At 56.1% G+C, this 14,885-nt stretch carries 12 protein-coding genes and 3 pseudogenes; 10 read left to right on the top strand and 5 right to left on the bottom strand.

Features of this window, described 5'->3' with window-relative positions; all coding sequences use genetic code 11:
• Positions 1-46: 46 nt before the first annotated feature.
• From SD70_RS04500 to SD70_RS04465, 8 genes are all read left to right on the top strand, one after another.
• Positions 47-733, top strand: coding sequence for a response regulator transcription factor (locus tag SD70_RS04500; RefSeq protein WP_041046134.1), 687 nt, complete (start codon positions 47-49; stop codon positions 731-733).
• Positions 734-735: 2 nt separating this feature from the next.
• Positions 736-2,223: a sensor histidine kinase gene (locus SD70_RS04495; protein ID WP_041046060.1), complete on the top strand. Its 1,488-nt coding sequence runs from the start codon at positions 736-738 to the stop codon at positions 2,221-2,223.
• 56 nt (positions 2,224-2,279) lie between these two features.
• Positions 2,280-3,215 carry a 4-hydroxy-3-methylbut-2-enyl diphosphate reductase gene (locus SD70_RS04490; protein ID WP_041046058.1) on the top strand — a complete coding sequence of 312 codons (936 nt, stop codon included), beginning with the start codon at positions 2,280-2,282 and terminating at the stop codon, positions 3,213-3,215.
• 24 nt (positions 3,216-3,239) lie between these two features.
• A complete protein-coding gene (locus SD70_RS04485) occupies positions 3,240-3,758 on the top strand; it encodes a DUF2062 domain-containing protein (protein WP_041046056.1) in 519 nt (172 codons plus the stop codon).
• Positions 3,759-3,864: 106 nt separating this feature from the next.
• The gene (gene aroF / locus SD70_RS04480) at positions 3,865-4,914 is read left to right on the top strand and encodes a 3-deoxy-7-phosphoheptulonate synthase (protein ID WP_041046054.1); all 1,050 of its coding nucleotides are present in this window, start codon (positions 3,865-3,867) and stop codon (positions 4,912-4,914) included.
• Between the two features lie 245 nt (positions 4,915-5,159).
• Complete coding sequence (gene glnA / locus SD70_RS04475; protein WP_041046052.1) at positions 5,160-6,584, top strand: type I glutamate--ammonia ligase; 1,425 nt, start codon at positions 5,160-5,162, stop codon at positions 6,582-6,584.
• Between the two features lie 154 nt (positions 6,585-6,738).
• Complete coding sequence (locus SD70_RS04470) at positions 6,739-8,067, top strand: DUF1800 domain-containing protein (protein WP_041046051.1); 1,329 nt, start codon at positions 6,739-6,741, stop codon at positions 8,065-8,067.
• Between the two features lie 20 nt (positions 8,068-8,087).
• Positions 8,088-9,353, top strand: a complete 1,266-nt coding sequence (locus SD70_RS04465; RefSeq protein ID WP_041046049.1) for a DUF1501 domain-containing protein — start codon at positions 8,088-8,090, stop codon at positions 9,351-9,353.
• A gap of 48 nt (positions 9,354-9,401) precedes the next feature.
• On the opposite strand, the gene SD70_RS04460 is transcribed toward SD70_RS04465, so the two are convergent.
• From SD70_RS04460 to SD70_RS37620, 3 genes and pseudogenes are all read right to left on the bottom strand, one after another.
• The gene (locus SD70_RS04460; protein ID WP_269432419.1) at positions 9,402-9,857 is read right to left on the bottom strand and encodes an arsenate reductase/protein-tyrosine-phosphatase family protein; all 456 of its coding nucleotides are present in this window, start codon (positions 9,855-9,857) and stop codon (positions 9,402-9,404) included.
• Between the two features lie 736 nt (positions 9,858-10,593).
• Positions 10,594-10,986, bottom strand: coding sequence for an RNA 2',3'-cyclic phosphodiesterase (gene thpR / locus SD70_RS04455; RefSeq protein WP_052487041.1), 393 nt, complete (start codon positions 10,984-10,986; stop codon positions 10,594-10,596).
• A gap of 77 nt (positions 10,987-11,063) precedes the next feature.
• Positions 11,064-11,189: pseudogene (locus SD70_RS37620) on the bottom strand (hypothetical protein); the annotation flags it as partial.
• A 166-nt stretch (positions 11,190-11,355) separates the two neighbouring features.
• On the opposite strand from SD70_RS37620, the pseudogene serC reads away from it, so the two are divergent.
• Positions 11,356-12,443, top strand: a pseudogene (gene serC, locus SD70_RS04450) (3-phosphoserine/phosphohydroxythreonine transaminase).
• A 104-nt stretch (positions 12,444-12,547) separates the two neighbouring features.
• Here serC and SD70_RS04445 read toward each other — a convergent pair.
• Positions 12,548-13,269 (bottom strand): annotated as a pseudogene (locus tag SD70_RS04445) (response regulator transcription factor).
• A 149-nt stretch (positions 13,270-13,418) separates the two neighbouring features.
• On the opposite strand from SD70_RS04445, the gene SD70_RS04440 reads away from it, so the two are divergent.
• Positions 13,419-13,886 carry a tRNA (cytidine(34)-2'-O)-methyltransferase gene (locus tag SD70_RS04440; RefSeq protein WP_041046045.1) on the top strand — a complete coding sequence of 156 codons (468 nt, stop codon included), beginning with the start codon at positions 13,419-13,421 and terminating at the stop codon, positions 13,884-13,886.
• A gap of 73 nt (positions 13,887-13,959) precedes the next feature.
• Here the strand turns inward: SD70_RS04440 and SD70_RS04435 are convergent, their stop codons facing one another.
• The gene (locus SD70_RS04435) at positions 13,960-14,808 is read right to left on the bottom strand and encodes a putative RNA methyltransferase (protein WP_041046043.1); all 849 of its coding nucleotides are present in this window, start codon (positions 14,806-14,808) and stop codon (positions 13,960-13,962) included.
• Positions 14,809-14,885: the final 77 nt, after the last annotated feature.

Here is a 14,885-nt window from a genome sequence, read left to right as displayed (position 1 = left end):
GAGGAAGAGGCCGATGACGGCGATACCGGGGAGGCATACAGAGCCGATGAGAGAAAAAATATTGGTCGTGGACGACGACGACAAAATCACTTCCATGCTGCGCCGCGCCTTGGCGTTCGAAGGGTATACGGTGGCGACGGCGGCGAACGGCATGGACGGGCTGAAGCACATACTGGAGCAGGAGCCGAACCTTGTCATCTTGGACGTCATGATGCCGCAGATCGACGGCTGGGAAGTGGTGCGCCGCATGCGCGAAGGCGGAATCGACGTGCCCGTGCTCATGCTGACGGCCAAGGACGAGGTGAGCGACAGAGTGAAGGGGCTCGATCTCGGCGCTGACGACTATCTCGTGAAGCCGTTCGCGCTCGAGGAGCTGCTCGCCCGCGTGCGCGTTTTGCTGCGCCGGCGGACGGAGCGCGGCGAAGCGCCGACGAACAAGCTGAGCTACGACGATTTGACGATGGATCTGGATACGCGCGAGGTGACGCGCGGCGGGCAGCCGATCGAGCTGACGGCCAAAGAGTTCGAGCTGCTGCACCTGTTTTTGCTCAATCCGAAACGGGTGCTGTCGCGCGACGTCATTATGGAAAAAATATGGGGCTACGATTACAGCGGCGAGTCCAACGTGCTCGAGGTATATATCGCTTTGCTGCGGCAAAAGACCGAGGAATACGGGCATAAGCGCATTATTCAGACCGTCCGCGGCGCCGGCTACGTGCTGAGGAGTGATTGACGATGTCGATCCGCCTGCGGCTCACCATGTGGTATTCCGGCATCCTGGCGGGCACGCTGCTCATTTTCGGCATCGGTCTGTACTTCTTCCTGCATTATTATTTGTACGACCAAATCCGCGCCGATTTGCAGCGCCAGGCCGAGGCGACGTATCAGCGCATCCTGCCGATTTATTCGCTGCGCGGCAGCGGACTCGATCTGCTGCTGGACGACCAAGACATGATGTCGAGCTCTTACTATACGCAAATTTATAACTTTACCGACAATACCGTCAGCCGCTCCGCCTTGCTGCAGCAGTACAAGGCAAGGCTGCCGGTGACGGACAATACGCGCAAAACGCTGCAGTCGAAGGACAGCTATTTTGAGAAAGTCACTGTATTCAAGCAGGAAGTATTGCTGTTCAACAAGCGGCTGCTGCTCCCGAACGCGGGAGGGGGAGGGTACCGGCTCGTCGGGGTGCTGCAGATGGCGACGCCGGTCGGTCCGTTTGAGCGGTTTTTCGACATTTTGCAGTACATTCTCGCCTTTCTGGCGTTTGTGACGATCGTCGTAGCGGCTTCGGTCGGCCTGTTCCTGGCGCGCAAAGCACTGCGGCCGATCGATCGGGTCATCGCCGCCGCGGGTCAAATTCAGGACGGAGCTGACCTCGGACGGCGCATTCCGTATGACGGGCCGAACGACGAGGTAGGCAGGCTGACGCATACGATCAACGGCATGCTGGACCGCATTCACGTAATGTACACGGAGCTCGACGAGGCGTACCGGGCGCAGCGGCGCTTCGTCTCCGACGCTTCGCACGAGCTGCGTACGCCGCTGACGACGATACGAGGCAATGTCGATCTGCTCGAAAAAATGTGGAGGCGAAGCGCCGAAGAGCAGGGCACGCAGCTTGCCGATCCGGCCCAGCTGCAGCTGTCGCTGGAGGCGATGCAGGACATCGCCGGCGAAGCGCACCGCATGAGCCGCCTCGTGAGCGACCTGCTGTCGCTTGCGAGGGCCGACGCCGGCGTGCAGATGGAGCGGAGCGAGCTTGAGCTGCGGCCTCTCGTCGAGGAAGTGGCGCGGCGCGCGCAGTTCCTTGAGCGCAAGGCGGATTGGATCGTCGGCTCGCTTGACGCTCTGGAAGGCGTGCGCGTAATCGGCAGCCGCGATTATTTGCAGCAGCTGCTGTTTATATTTATTGAGAATGCATTCAAGTATACGCCGTCCGGCTCCGTGACGCTTGATGCGCTGCGGTCGGGCGGACAGGTTGGGCTTCGCATCGCCGACACCGGCATCGGCATGGATAAAGAAGAAATTCCGCATATTTTCGAACGGTTTTACCGTGCTGACGAATCGCGGGGCAAGACGAGCGGCACCGGCCTCGGCTTGTCGATCGCCAAATGGATCATCGACGAGCATGGCGGCTCGATCGAAGTGACGACGCGCAAAGACGAAGGCAGCACGTTCATTGTCTGGCTGCCGATCGCCTTTCCACAGCCACTGGAATAAGATATAATAGGTAGTATGCATGTGACATTTTTCACTGTCGAATGGGGGCTGACGGCATGGAAGTAGTAAAAATTTCCCCGCGCGGGTATTGCTACGGCGTGGTCGACGCGATGACGCTGGCGATGCAAACCGCCAAAAATCTCGATTTGCCGCGCCCCATTTATATTCTTGGGATGATCGTGCACAACGCGCATGTGACCCGCTTTTTTGAGCAGGAAGGAATTATCACGCTGGACGGCGGCGACCGGCTGGAAATTCTCGACAAGGTGGAAAGCGGCACCGTCATTTTTACCGCGCACGGGGTTTCGCCGGAAGTGCGGCGGCGTGCGAGCGAAAAAGGGCTGACCGTCGTTGACGCGACATGCCCGGACGTTACGAAAACGCACGACTTGATTCGCGACAAGACGAGCCAAGGGTACGAAGTGATCTACATCGGCAAGCGCGGCCATCCCGAGCCGGAAGGCGCCGTCGGCGTCGCGCCCGGGAAAGTGCATCTGGTCGAGAACGAGGCCGATATCGAGGCGCTGCGGCTGACAGCGGAGCGTATTTTGGTGACGAACCAGACGACGATGAGCCAATGGGATATCCGGCACATTATGAAGCGAGCTACCGACCGGTACCCGCATGCGGAAATCCATAACGAAATTTGCCTCGCCACGCAAGTGCGGCAAGAGGCGGTAGCCGAGCAGGCGCGCGAAGCGGATGTGACGATCGTCGTCGGCGATCCGAAGAGCAACAACTCGAACCGGCTGGCGCAAGTATCCGAGGAAATCGCCGGCGTCAAGGCTTACCGCATCGGCGACTTATCCGAGCTGAAGCCGGAATGGCTGCTGCCGGCGCGCAAAGTGGCCGTCACCTCGGGCGCATCGACGCCGACGCCGATTACGAAAGAAGTGATCGATTACATCGAGGCGTTCGACCCGAAAGTCGAAACCACATGGGAACTGAAACGTACGATAAATATGAAAAAGCTCATCACGGTTAGAGGCTAATGCGATGCTGATCTTTTACAGCAGGTGATCCCCCTGAAGAAACGATTCGAATGGCGCAATGTTGGACGGTGGGTGCGATACAAATATTTGCAGCTCCTTCGCGCGAAGGGCGGCCCGCATATCGTCGCACTCGGCTTCTCCATCGGCCTGGCGGTTGAGATGTTTACGCTGCCGACCGGGGGGCTTGCCTTCTTTTTGATTTTTCCGCTCGTGTATTTGTTTCGGGCGAGCCTGGCTTCGTCGCTTATCGGCTTTCTATTCGGCAAAATCATTTACCTCCCGATGGCGTTCCTGAACCAAAAAGTCGGCTCCTGGGTCATGCCGAAGCAGTCCAGACACGCGCTGCTGCACCAAATGCCGCCATGGCTCGCCGATATTCTGAAGCATAGTCTCAATCTGATCGTCGGCGGCATGATCGTCGGCGCGGTGCTCGGGCTCGTGTTATATTTTCCGCTGCGCATGCTGCTCAAGTATACGACGGAGCGGCGCAAAGAGCGGCGGCGCCAGCGCAAAGCGGCGCTGCACAGCCACCATAACGGATAATAATGCTTGACGAACCTCGTCAAGCATTGTAATATTGCTTTAGCGATTAAAAGCTTAAAAGCGTATAAGCGTTGAAGTGATATAGCAAACTGGGAGAGTGACTGTCATGATCGTAATTTTATCGAGCAAGACTGCAGAAGAGCGCGTACAGGAAATCGTGCGGATCATCGAAAAGCATGAGGTGAAGGCGCACATCTCGAAAGGAGAGGACAAAATCGTCATCGGTATTATCGGCAAAGCCGATCCGATGCTGGCCGAGCATTTGCGCCAATTGTCCGGGGTCGAGCAAGTCGTGAAAATTTCGAAATCCTACAAGCTGGCCAGCCGCGACTTCCATCCGTCGAACACGGTCATTCGGGTGAAGGGCGTAGAAATCGGCGGCGACGAGCTGACTGTCATGGGCGGACCGTGCGCGGTCGAATCGCCCGAGCAGATCGACGAGATCGCGCGCCTGGTGAAGACGGCCGGCGGCCAAGTGCTGCGCGGCGGCGCTTTCAAACCGCGTACCGGCCCGTACAGCTTCCAGGGAGTTGGGGTGGAAGGGCTGAAAATGATGAAGGAAGCAGGGGAAAAGCACGGCCTGCTGACGATTACCGAAGTGATGACGCCGGAGTACGTCGACGTCTGCGCCGAGTACGCGGACATCCTCCAAGTTGGTACGCGCAACATGCAAAACTTCGACCTGCTCCGCAAGCTCGGCACGATCCAGACGCCGGTGTTGCTCAAGCGCGGCTTCAGCGCTACGTACGACGAATTTCTGAACGCGGCCGAATACATTCTTGCCGGCGGAAATCCGAACGTTATGCTCTGCGAGCGCGGCATCCGCACGTTTGAGCCTTACACGCGCAATACGCTCGATCTGGCGGCGATCCCGGTGCTTCAGAACCTGAGCCACCTGCCGGTCATCTCCGATCCGAGCCACGGCACGGGCCGGCGCGAGCTCGTCGAGCCGATGGCGAAAGCGTCCGTTGCCGCAGGCGCGAACGGACTCATTATCGAAATGCATACCGACCCCGACAACTCGATGACGGGTGACGGAGTACAGTCGCTCTTCCCGGATCAGTTCGCCCGCTTGCTGCAAGACTTCGAGAAGCTGGCGCCGCTGTTCGGCAAGCGCTTTGACACGAAGAAGCAGGCGCAGGCGGTGCTCGCTTAAGCCGCCAGCCAAGTTCGCACGTCCGATAAGTTACCGATTACAGGCTTGCTTTCTCCCGCAACGGAGGAAGCAAGCCTGTTTGTGTAAATTATGTGAGAATACCTTACAATCGTTTCAAAAATACCTGACATAAGTATTGACGGTATGTCAGATACGGTTTTATAATATAACTCATAGAAACGAGTCGAAAGTTGAACATTGCTCGTTCCATACCATGAGAATGTACGGAAATAGGAGGGTAATCCATGTCAGTTCAGGACGTATTAAGCTTAATTAAGGAAAAAAATATCGAATGGGTTGATTTTCGTTTCGTAGGCCTTCTCGGCAAAGCCCAGCACATTTCGCTGCCGGCTGCCGAGGTTGATGAAGATACCTTCGTAAACGGTGTAGCGTTTGACGGTTCCTCGATCCCGGGCTTCCGCGGCATCGAGCAATCTGACATGGTGATGATGCCGGTAACCGAAACGGCGTACATCGACCCTTTTACCGCTCATCCGACATTGATCATTATGTGCGACATTTATACTCCGGACGGCCAGCGTTATGACCGCGATCCGCGCGGTATCGCGCAAAAAGCGGAACAATATTTGCAGAAAACGGGCATCGGCACGACGGCGTTTTTCGCGCCGGAATCGGAGTTTTTCATTTTCGACGACGTTCGTTACGAATCGGGCATGAACAAATCGTATTTCGAAGTCGATTCCGAAGAAGCTGCCTGGAACACGGGACGCAAAGAAGAAGGCGGCAATCTCGCCTACAAAATTCCGGTTAAAGGCGGATACGTTCCGGTCGCTCCGATCGACTCGCAGCAAGACATCCGCAGCGAAATGTGCAATCTGCTCACGCAAGCGGGCCTGCGCATCGAGCGTCACCACCACGAAGTGGCGACAGCCGGCCAAGGCGAAATCAACTTCCGCTTCGACACGCTGACGAAAACTGCCGACAACTTGCTCAAGTACAAATACATCGTTTCCAACACTGCCCGCCAATACGGCAAAGTGGCAACGTTCATGCCGAAGCCGCTGTTCGGCGACAACGGATCGGGCATGCACGTGCACCAGTCGATTTTCGACGGCGATACGCCTTTGTTCTACGAGAAGGGCGCTTACGCCAACCTGAGCGATATGGCTCTGTATTACATCGGCGGCATTCTGTATCACGCGCCTGCCCTGATCGCCATTACGAACCCGTCCACGAACTCGTTCAAGCGTCTCGTACCGGGTTACGAAGCGCCGGTTAACCTGGTGTTCTCCGCCGGCAACCGCTCCGCTGCGGTTCGCGTACCGATCGCTGCCGTTACGCCGAAAGGCTGCCGCATCGAATTCCGTACGCCGGACTCGACGGCGAACCCGTACCTCGCTTTCGCAGCGATGCTGCTGGCCGGTTTGGACGGCATCCAGAAAAAGATCGATCCGCGCGCTCTCGGCTACGGCCCGCTCGACAAAAACATTTACGAGCTGTCCGACGCGGAGAAAGCGGAAATCCGCAGCGTACCGGGCTCCCTGGACGAAGCTCTGGACGCTCTTGAAGCCGACTACGAGTTCCTTCTCGCCGGCGACGTGTTTACGAAAGAATTTATCGACAACTATGTCGAATTGAAGCGTGGGGAAGCGAAAGCAGTCAATATCCGCATTCACCCGCACGAGTACTCGCTGTATTTCGACTGCTAATCTTATACCGGCATTATACCGGCCTCCCGGCTGCGTGCATGCGCGCAGCCGGGAGGTTTTTTGCTGCATGTCAGGTATTATGTCTTAGTTTTGCAACATTTTCCGTTTACGATGGAAGAAAGATAGCCATTAGACGGATAGGCGGTGGATTCATGTGGGGAGCGTATGGACGGAACGTGAGGCGGCGCACCTGCTGCGCAGAGCGGGGTTCGCGGCGCCGGCGGACGATGTGCGGGCAAGCGTTACGCTCGGCCGGAAGGAGACCGTGCGCAGGCTGGTTGCCGGTCAGAGGATTGCCGATGCGGGAGCAAAGGCCGCTGCGCTCGCCCCGCTGGAGGAGCTGCAGGCGGACGGCAAGCCGCTCAAGGCGGACGATATCGGCGATCAGCAGCTGTATTGGCTGTATCGTATGGCGAACACGGATGCACCGCTTGCGGAGAAGATGACGCTGTTTTGGCACGGGCATCTGACCAGCTCCTATAGGAAGGTCAAAGACGTTGCCATGATGGTCAAGCAAAACGAGCTGTTCCGTTCGCATGCGCTCGGCAATTTCAAGGAGCTTATGCTGGTGGTTGGGCAAGATCCGGCGATGATGCTATGGCTCGACGTGAACAGCAACCGGAAAGGCAAGCCGAACGAAAATTACGCGCGCGAAGTGATGGAGCTGTTCACGCTCGGCATCGGCCATTATACGGAGCAGGACATCCGCGAAGCGGCGCGGGCGTTCACCGGCTGGCACGTGGACAGAAGCAGCGGAGAAGCGTCCTACCAGCCAAAGCAGCACGATAACGGCACGAAGACCATACTCGGCGAAACCGGGGCGTTCGATGCAAAAGGCGTTGTGGACGTGCTGTTCGAGCAAAAGGCTCTGCCGCAGTTTTTAGCGCGCAAGCTGCTGCGGTTTTTCGCCACGGACACCCCTTCGGACGATTGGGTTGAGGCCGTGGCGGCCGACGTCTCGGCGCAGCCGACAATCGGCGGGGTGCTGGAGAAGCTGTTCAACTCGGATGCGTTTTACGACGACGCCGTGCAGCAGTGTCTCGTCAAAACGCCAGCCGAATATGTGGCCGGCTGGATGCGGTCGCTGCCGCTGCCGCTGACGCGCGGCTACAACGCGGCGATGCGCAAAATGGGCCAGGAGCTGTACATGCCGCCGAACGTCGCGGGTTGGACGGGCGGGACGTCGTGGCTACTGTCGTCGTGGCTGCTGGCGCGGTACCAGTTCGCGGAAAGCGCCGCGTTCCGGATGAACGCAGCGGCGCTCACGTCGCCGGAGTTCACGCCTGCCGACAAAAGCTCGGCGGACGCCTGGCTGCGGCAATGGTCGGACCGTCTCGGCATCGGGCAGCTGGGGCCGGCCACGTCAGCGGCGCTCGCGGCGTATGCCGAAGACACGTTCCTGCATGCGAAGCAGACAAACACGAACGGCTTGCGCGGCTTTCTGCACCTGCTTATGGTTAGCCCCGAAGCGCAGATGAAATGAGGAGAGGAGGATGCTTGCCCATGAACATGTCGCGCAGAGAGTTTTTGGTCAAGGGCGCGGCTCTGCTCGCCACGCTCGGCATCGGCGGACCGCTGGTGCTTGCGGATAAATATAGCGGCCTTAGCGCGCAAGCTGCGGCAGGAACGGAGGGGGGCGCGGCTTTGCCCGCAGTCGATTCGCCGGTGCTCGTCGTCGTTCAGCTTTCAGGCGGCAACGACGGCATCAATACGGTCGTGCCGTACGGGCAAGGCGTGTATTACGATGCGCGTCCGACACTTGCCATCAAGCAGCAGGACGTCCTCGCGATCAATGGCGAGCTCGGCTTCCATCCGAGCTTGAGCGGCTTGCATGCGCTCTACAAGCAAGGCAAAGTTGCCGTCATTCAAGGCGTAGGCTATCCGAAGCCGGACCATTCTCATTTTCGCTCGATGGAAATCTGGCAGACGGCGGAGCCCGACAAGATCAGCCAAAGCGGCTGGCTCGGCCGCTACGTGGAGTCGTCTCTGGCGCGCGAGACGAATCCGCTGAAGGCGCTGCAAATCGGTGGCGACGCCAATAAAGCGTTCAATTCGGAGACGGCGTTTACGCCAGTGATCCAGTCGCTCGACACGTTCCAATTGCTCGATGCGAGAATCAAGCTCGGCGCGCTCGAGAAAAACCGTCTGACTGAGGCGTTTCTCGCGATGTACGATCCGGCGAAGCAGCTGACGCAAGTGCGCGTTGCCGCGCGGCGCGGCCAGGAGGCGTACCGGGCGGCCAGTGCGCTGCATAAGCTGAGCGGAGCATACCCGGGGAAGACGGAATACCCGAACACCGGCTTCGCCAAAGACTTGCAGCTCGTCGCCAAGCTGCTGTCCGGCGGTTCCGGCACGCGCGTCTACTACACACAAGTTGGCGGCTTCGACGACCACGCCAACGAGAAGGAGCAGCATGCGCGAGTGCTGAAGGAGGTCGACGGCGCGATTGCGGCATTTTACAGCGATTTGGCGTCGCTCGGACTGCAGGACCGGGTCGTGACCGCCGTGTTCTCGGAGTTCGGCCGGCGCGTGAAGGAGAACGGCAGCGGCGGTACGGACCACGGCACGGCGGCCCCGCTGCTCGTCGTTGGCGGGCGGGTGCAGGGCGGGTTGTACGGTGAATACCCGAGCCTCAGCAATCTCGACAACGGCGACTTGAAATACAACGTCGATTTCCGTTCCGTGTATTATACGCTGATCGAGGATTGGCTGAAGGGCGACGCGAAAAGCGTACTCGGCAAAACGTACGAGAAGATTGCTTTTGTGTAGGCTGTGTTAATAATCAATGTCGAAACACTATGAAAACGAAACCGCTCTTTAAAGGGCGGTTCTTTGTTCTAAATTTCGTATGATACTGGGCATTGATTCATAAAAATATTTTACCAGATTGTTCATTTGATCTACAAAGTCAACACTATCTGGGGCTCCAACGTTAATTGATGTTTTTTCACCGTTATATATTTCGTTGAATAGCGGCACATCACGATTGTACTTTTCTTTAATATAGTCTCTATGAAGCTCGCTCATGGCAATAATTACATCAAAATTATCAAAGCAATTTTCATCAAATTGTGTTCTTGTAAAGCCATACGTATCGATGTTTTGTTTATTCATTATGTCAAAGTGAATGGTAGAATACTTACTAATATCACTATTTGCTCTTATACCTGCCGATGCAACGTTAATTGAGGTCTTGTTATTCCTTCTGAGAAAATCCTTCATGCAGAATTCTGCTATAACACTTCGAGTGAAATTATCAGTGCATACAAACAAAATATTCAATAAGGACAACCCCTTTATGTACCTTTTATGGGAATTATATCAAATCGTACAGTGAGGTGCTAGACAAGCGTTTTCGATAGATGTTATGCCCCAAAGCTTATAAAGACGCAGTTTATGATCTGTCAACGTTACCGCAAAAAGACAAGAAGTATCCAGCATATTTGACTAGGTCCGAGTTCTTTATGCAGAGACGGTGGGGGCGCTGATTTGGAACCAAAGGGCGTAAAGCATCGGTTAGCGCCCTAAGATACGCTAATACCGAATCTTGTTCGCTGTATAAGGAAATCTCAGGCGCTGCACGGATTTTTTGCAAAAATGTGCCACGGACAGCGTCATGGAAGTCGTAGATTAGAGAACAAATTCGTTACCAGCTCTATGAGATGAGTCTTCTCGGGGTCATTGCGCATCAAACATTGCTTTGCGAAGTCATAAAGGAACGGTGTTCCGCTATTTTCCAAAATGATGATGGTTGCGAGAAAATAACGGATTTCCGTTCCGCTATCTGCGTCAATTACCAGGTCATCTGCGTTACAGGCACGCTATTGCGGGCCAATAACGGATTCCTGTTCCGTTAATTTTGGGAAATAACGGGAAATGTCGCTCATAACGGAAATACGTTCCGCTATGCGGCCTATGTTCCTGTCGTGTCAGCTTCAATCTGGAGGTTATAGCGGACTTTTTTCGTGGGTTATGGGGCTCAAAGCACGCTCAAAGCACGCTGAATGAATCACGACTGCAGCGGAAACTCCGCCAGCGCCTCGTACATCGGCGTCCGCCCCAGATGGCTGCGGCACAGAACAACGGTACGTGCCGTCCACCGCAGCGCGCCGCCGGCCTGGAGCTGCTGTGCCAAACGCTCGAGCTCTGCGCGCGGGAACGGAGCGACCCCGCTATATTTACGGGCGAGCGTCACGTGCGGCCGAAAAGGCCGTGCCTCGCGCTCGTAGCCGAGCGCTGCGAGGGCGTCCTCGACGCGGCGCTGGCAAGCCGCAAGGGGTGCGAGGCCGCCGCCGACGCCCGCCCACAAAATCGTCGGGCGGGCAGGGGCGCCGAACACCCCGAGCCCGGCGATCTCGAGCTCGAATGGCGCGGCGGCTTCGGCCGCTTGCCGCAGCGCCATTTTGACGGCATCGAGGCGTGAGGCGGGCGCTCGCCCATAAACTTAAGCGTAATATGAATATCATCCGAATGCGTCCACTTGTGAAAAGGCAGCCGGCTGCGCAGCTTTTCTGCCAGCCGCTTCAGTTCAGCGCGAACTTCGTCCGGCGGCGAGACGGCCGCAAACAGGCGCAGCGGGTCGTTGGTCCCAAGGTCGCTAATCATGCGGGTTCCTCCGTGAAACGTATCGATTCGGCATTACGTCGTCTTCTTTAACGTACCCGATTTCGCCTCGTTTCGGCAAAAGATTTTTCGATTTTTTTCACTTGCTGTAGGCTGCGAATCTTGCTATCATACTTCTAATACACAGACAAAGGTGGAGCTGAACGATATGGGAAATCGGGCATTCAATTTCAACGCGGGTCCCGCCGCGCTTCCGCTGGAAGTGCTGCAGCGAGCCGCGCAAGAGCTGGTCGAATACAACGGAATCGGCATGTCGCTAATGGAAATTTCCCACCGCAGCGCCGAATATGAAGCTGTCCACAGCGAGACGCAGGCGCTTATCCGCGAGCTGTTCGGGGTGCCTCAAGCTACAAGGTGCTGTTCCTGCAAGGCGGCGCCAGCACGCAGTTCGCCATGGTGCCGATGAACCTGCTTCCGGCGGGCAAGAAGGCCGGCTACGTGTTGACCGGTTCGTGGGCCGACAAAGCGTATAAGGAAGCCAAGCTGTTCGGCAACGCATACGCTGCCGCCAGCTCCGAAGCGGACAAGTTCACGCGCATTCCCAGCCTTAGCGACATCGTCGTCGAACCGGACACGGCGTATGTTCATATTACGTCGAACGAAACGATCGGGGGCATCCAGTTCAAGGAATTCCCGACTCTGAGCGGAGTGCCGCTTATCGCCGATATGTCGAGCGACATTTTGTCCCGGCCGGTGGATGTTTCGAAATTCGGGCTTATTTATGCCGGAGCGCAAAAAAACCTCGGTCCGTCCGGCGTCACGGTCGTCATCGCGCGCGACGAGCTCGTGCAGGAATCGCCGAAAAGCGTAGCGACGATGCTCCGTTACGATACGCATGCCGGCAACGACTCGCTCTACAATACGCCTCCGGTCTATTCGGTATATATGATGAATCTGGTGCTTCAATGGCTGCGTGATCAAGGCGGGCTCGCGGCGATCGAACAGCGCAACGCCGAGAAGACGGATCTGATCTACGGCGCCATCGACCGCAGCGGCGGCTTTTACCGCGGTGTCGCCCAGCCGGACAGCCGTTCGCGCATGAACATTACGTTCCGCCTGGCCTCGGAAGAGCTGGAAAAGCGGTTCGCGAAGGAGTCGGAGCAGCAAGGGTTCGTCGGCCTGAAAGGCCACCGCAGCGTCGGCGGTTTGCGCGCCTCGACTTACAATGCGGTAACGTACGAAGCGTGCAAGGCGCTGGCCGAGTTCATGGACGATTTCCGGCAGCGCAACGGATAACGGCTGCTTCAACAAAAATGGGGCCCCGCATCATGCTGCTGCGGGGCCCCATTTTCGCGACTTTTACGGTAAACGCGCAAGCGCAAACAGGCGGCGTAAGCCGATTAACCTTGGGCTAACGACTGTTTCGCGGCCGGTTCGGCCAGCTTGTAGCCGACGTTGCGGACGGTCACGATATATTCCGGGTTGCGGGCGTTCTCTTCGAGCTTGTCGCGCAAATGGCTGATGTGCACGTCGACGATGCGCGTATCCCCGAGGAAATGGTAATCCCATACCCCGTGCAGCAGCTGCTGGCGGCTGAGCACTTTGCCGCGGTGCTTGCACAGAAACATCATCAGCTCAAATTCTTTCGGCGTCAGCTCGACCGGAACGTTTTTGACCGACACTTCGCGGTTGTCCGGGCGGATCGTGATATCGCCGATGACGACCGGGGCTTCGGCGGAGCTGGCCGGCAGCGCCTGAATGCGGCGCATGATCGCTTGAATGCGGGAAATCAGCTCCTGCGGCGAGAACGGCTTCGTCATATAATCGTCGGCGCCGTTATCGAGCCCGGCGATTTTGTCGGACAAATCCTGCATCGCCGTCAGCATAATGATCGGGACGAGGTTGTTTTGCTCGCGCAGCTTGCGGCACACTTGCAGCCCGTCCATCTTCGGCAGCATAAGGTCAAGCACGATGAGATCGGGGCGGAATTGCTGCAGGCGCCGAACACGGCTTCGCCGTCGTACACGCAGTGCACTTCGTAGCCGGCCAGCTTCAGGTTGAATTCGATGAGCATCGAGATCGACGGTTCGTCGTCTACGACTAATATTTTTTTCTTCGGCATGGCGGACGTCTCCTTTAGTTCGGGCTTCGGGCGTACCTCCATTATGCAAAACGTCGGTCAGAGACATATTAAGATGAAGTAAACGGGATGTAAAATTGCTTTCGCGGCTCCCGTGTAATAGGATATACGCTAGAGGTGACGAGATCGAGATGGCGTTTCACATCGTATTGGTGGAGCCGGAAATTCCGGCCAACACCGGCAACATATCGCGCACATGCGCCGCAACAGGAACGTGGCTGCATCTGGTGCGGCCGCTCGGCTTCAATACGGACGACCGGACGCTCAAACGGGCCGGACTCGATTATTGGCCGTCGGTGAAGCTGGAGTACCACGATTCGTTCGCCGAGGTGAAGGAGCGGTACAGCGGGGCAAGATTTTTTCTGGCCACGACCAAAGCGACGAAACGATATACGGATTACGAGTTCCGCGACGGCGACTTCCTCGTATTCGGCAAAGAAACGAAGGGGCTGGCGCCGGATATTCTCGCCGCCCACCCGGATTCGCTTATGCGGCTGCCGATGGACACAAGCGCGGTTCGGTCGCTCAATTTGTCCAATTCGGCGGCGATCATTTTATACGAGGCGCTTAGGCAGACGGGCTTTCCGGGGCTAACGTGACGCGCCGAACACCTCTTACGGGAAAACGGCTCTGTCGGCATGGATGCGACAGGGCCGTTTTCACGTAGCGGGGTCACCGTTTCTTGGCATAGGTTGTGATGACAAAATCGACAGGCGTTTCCAGTCTATCGATTTCATACAGTTTCTGTATCTTTTGAAGGTTGGTGCGCCAATAATACGGGGTCATCATAAGCAAATTTTTAATCGTTTCGGCGTCTTCGATAACGATATCGTATTGCAGCTGCAGTTTGCCGATCGGTTCGAACGATACGAGCGGATGCTCTTGTTCATCGTTTGCATATGGATTTTCGTAAAGTAATTTTTTCAAGCCGAAGAGATGATGTTGACCGGGGATGACGGAAATGAGGATGCTATCCTTTTTCATGACGCGGTCAAACTCATGATTGCTGTATGGCGAGAACAGCTGCAAAAGGCAGTCGATCGTATTGGCGGCTATCGGAATATGGTAGGTGCTTGCGATGGCAAAACAAATCGTTTTGTTCCTTGTAGCGGCAAGCTTTACGGCATCTTTGGATATGTCGATTCCAAATAAGTTGGCCTCGATCCCGTCAGTTTTCAATGCTTTGTCCAATGAGTCGCTATAATAGCCTTCTCCGCAACCGGCATCTAATATATTGGCACTTTTCAATTGTTTCCCAGACTTCATATAGTCCACGACGATACCGTTTATTGTTTCAGAAAGCCTCTGATAATAACCCGTATTAAGAAATGCGTTTCTTGCCAGAACCATTTGTTTGTTATCCCCGGGTTCCTTGCTGTTTTTTTGATGGGACAACAATAAATTGACATATCCTTTAGAGGCGATATCAAACGTATGCTTATTGCTGCAAACATACGAATTACCGTTAACCTTGAGACCTTGATGACAAACCGGGCATATCATAATTTCGTTATTAGCCATATGGGAACATCCCTTTGCTTCGATAATAACCGACTTTTCATAATGACAATGATGCTGGAATATTTATCATAACATAT

The organism is Gordoniibacillus kamchatkensis, from assembly GCF_000829455.1.
Lineage (GTDB): Bacteria > Bacillota > Bacilli > Paenibacillales > NBRC-103111 > Gordoniibacillus > Gordoniibacillus kamchatkensis.
The sequence above is the reverse complement of the archived record's forward strand: the minus strand, read 5'-3'. Positions and strand labels throughout refer to the sequence as shown.

What these genes read in the sequence shown, in the direction of transcription:
- glnA (WP_041046052.1), top strand. Translation starts at nt 5,160, where the DNA reads ATGTCAGTTCAGGACGTATTAAGCTTAATTAAGGAAAAAAATATCGAA.
- SD70_RS04435 (WP_041046043.1), bottom strand. Translation starts at nt 14,808, where the DNA reads ATGGCTAATAACGAAATTATGATATGCCCGGTTTGTCATCAAGGTCTC.
- SD70_RS04440 (WP_041046045.1), top strand. Translation starts at nt 13,419, where the DNA reads ATGGCGTTTCACATCGTATTGGTGGAGCCGGAAATTCCGGCCAACACC.
- SD70_RS04500 (WP_041046134.1), top strand. Translation starts at nt 47, where the DNA reads ATGAGAGAAAAAATATTGGTCGTGGACGACGACGACAAAATCACTTCC.
- aroF (WP_041046054.1), top strand. Translation starts at nt 3,865, where the DNA reads ATGATCGTAATTTTATCGAGCAAGACTGCAGAAGAGCGCGTACAGGAA.
- thpR (WP_052487041.1), bottom strand. Translation starts at nt 10,986, where the DNA reads ATGGCGCTGCGGCAAGCGGCCGAAGCCGCCGCGCCATTCGAGCTCGAG.
- SD70_RS04465 (WP_041046049.1), top strand. Translation starts at nt 8,088, where the DNA reads ATGAACATGTCGCGCAGAGAGTTTTTGGTCAAGGGCGCGGCTCTGCTC.
- SD70_RS04495 (WP_041046060.1), top strand. Translation starts at nt 736, where the DNA reads ATGTCGATCCGCCTGCGGCTCACCATGTGGTATTCCGGCATCCTGGCG.
- SD70_RS04490 (WP_041046058.1), top strand. Translation starts at nt 2,280, where the DNA reads ATGGAAGTAGTAAAAATTTCCCCGCGCGGGTATTGCTACGGCGTGGTC.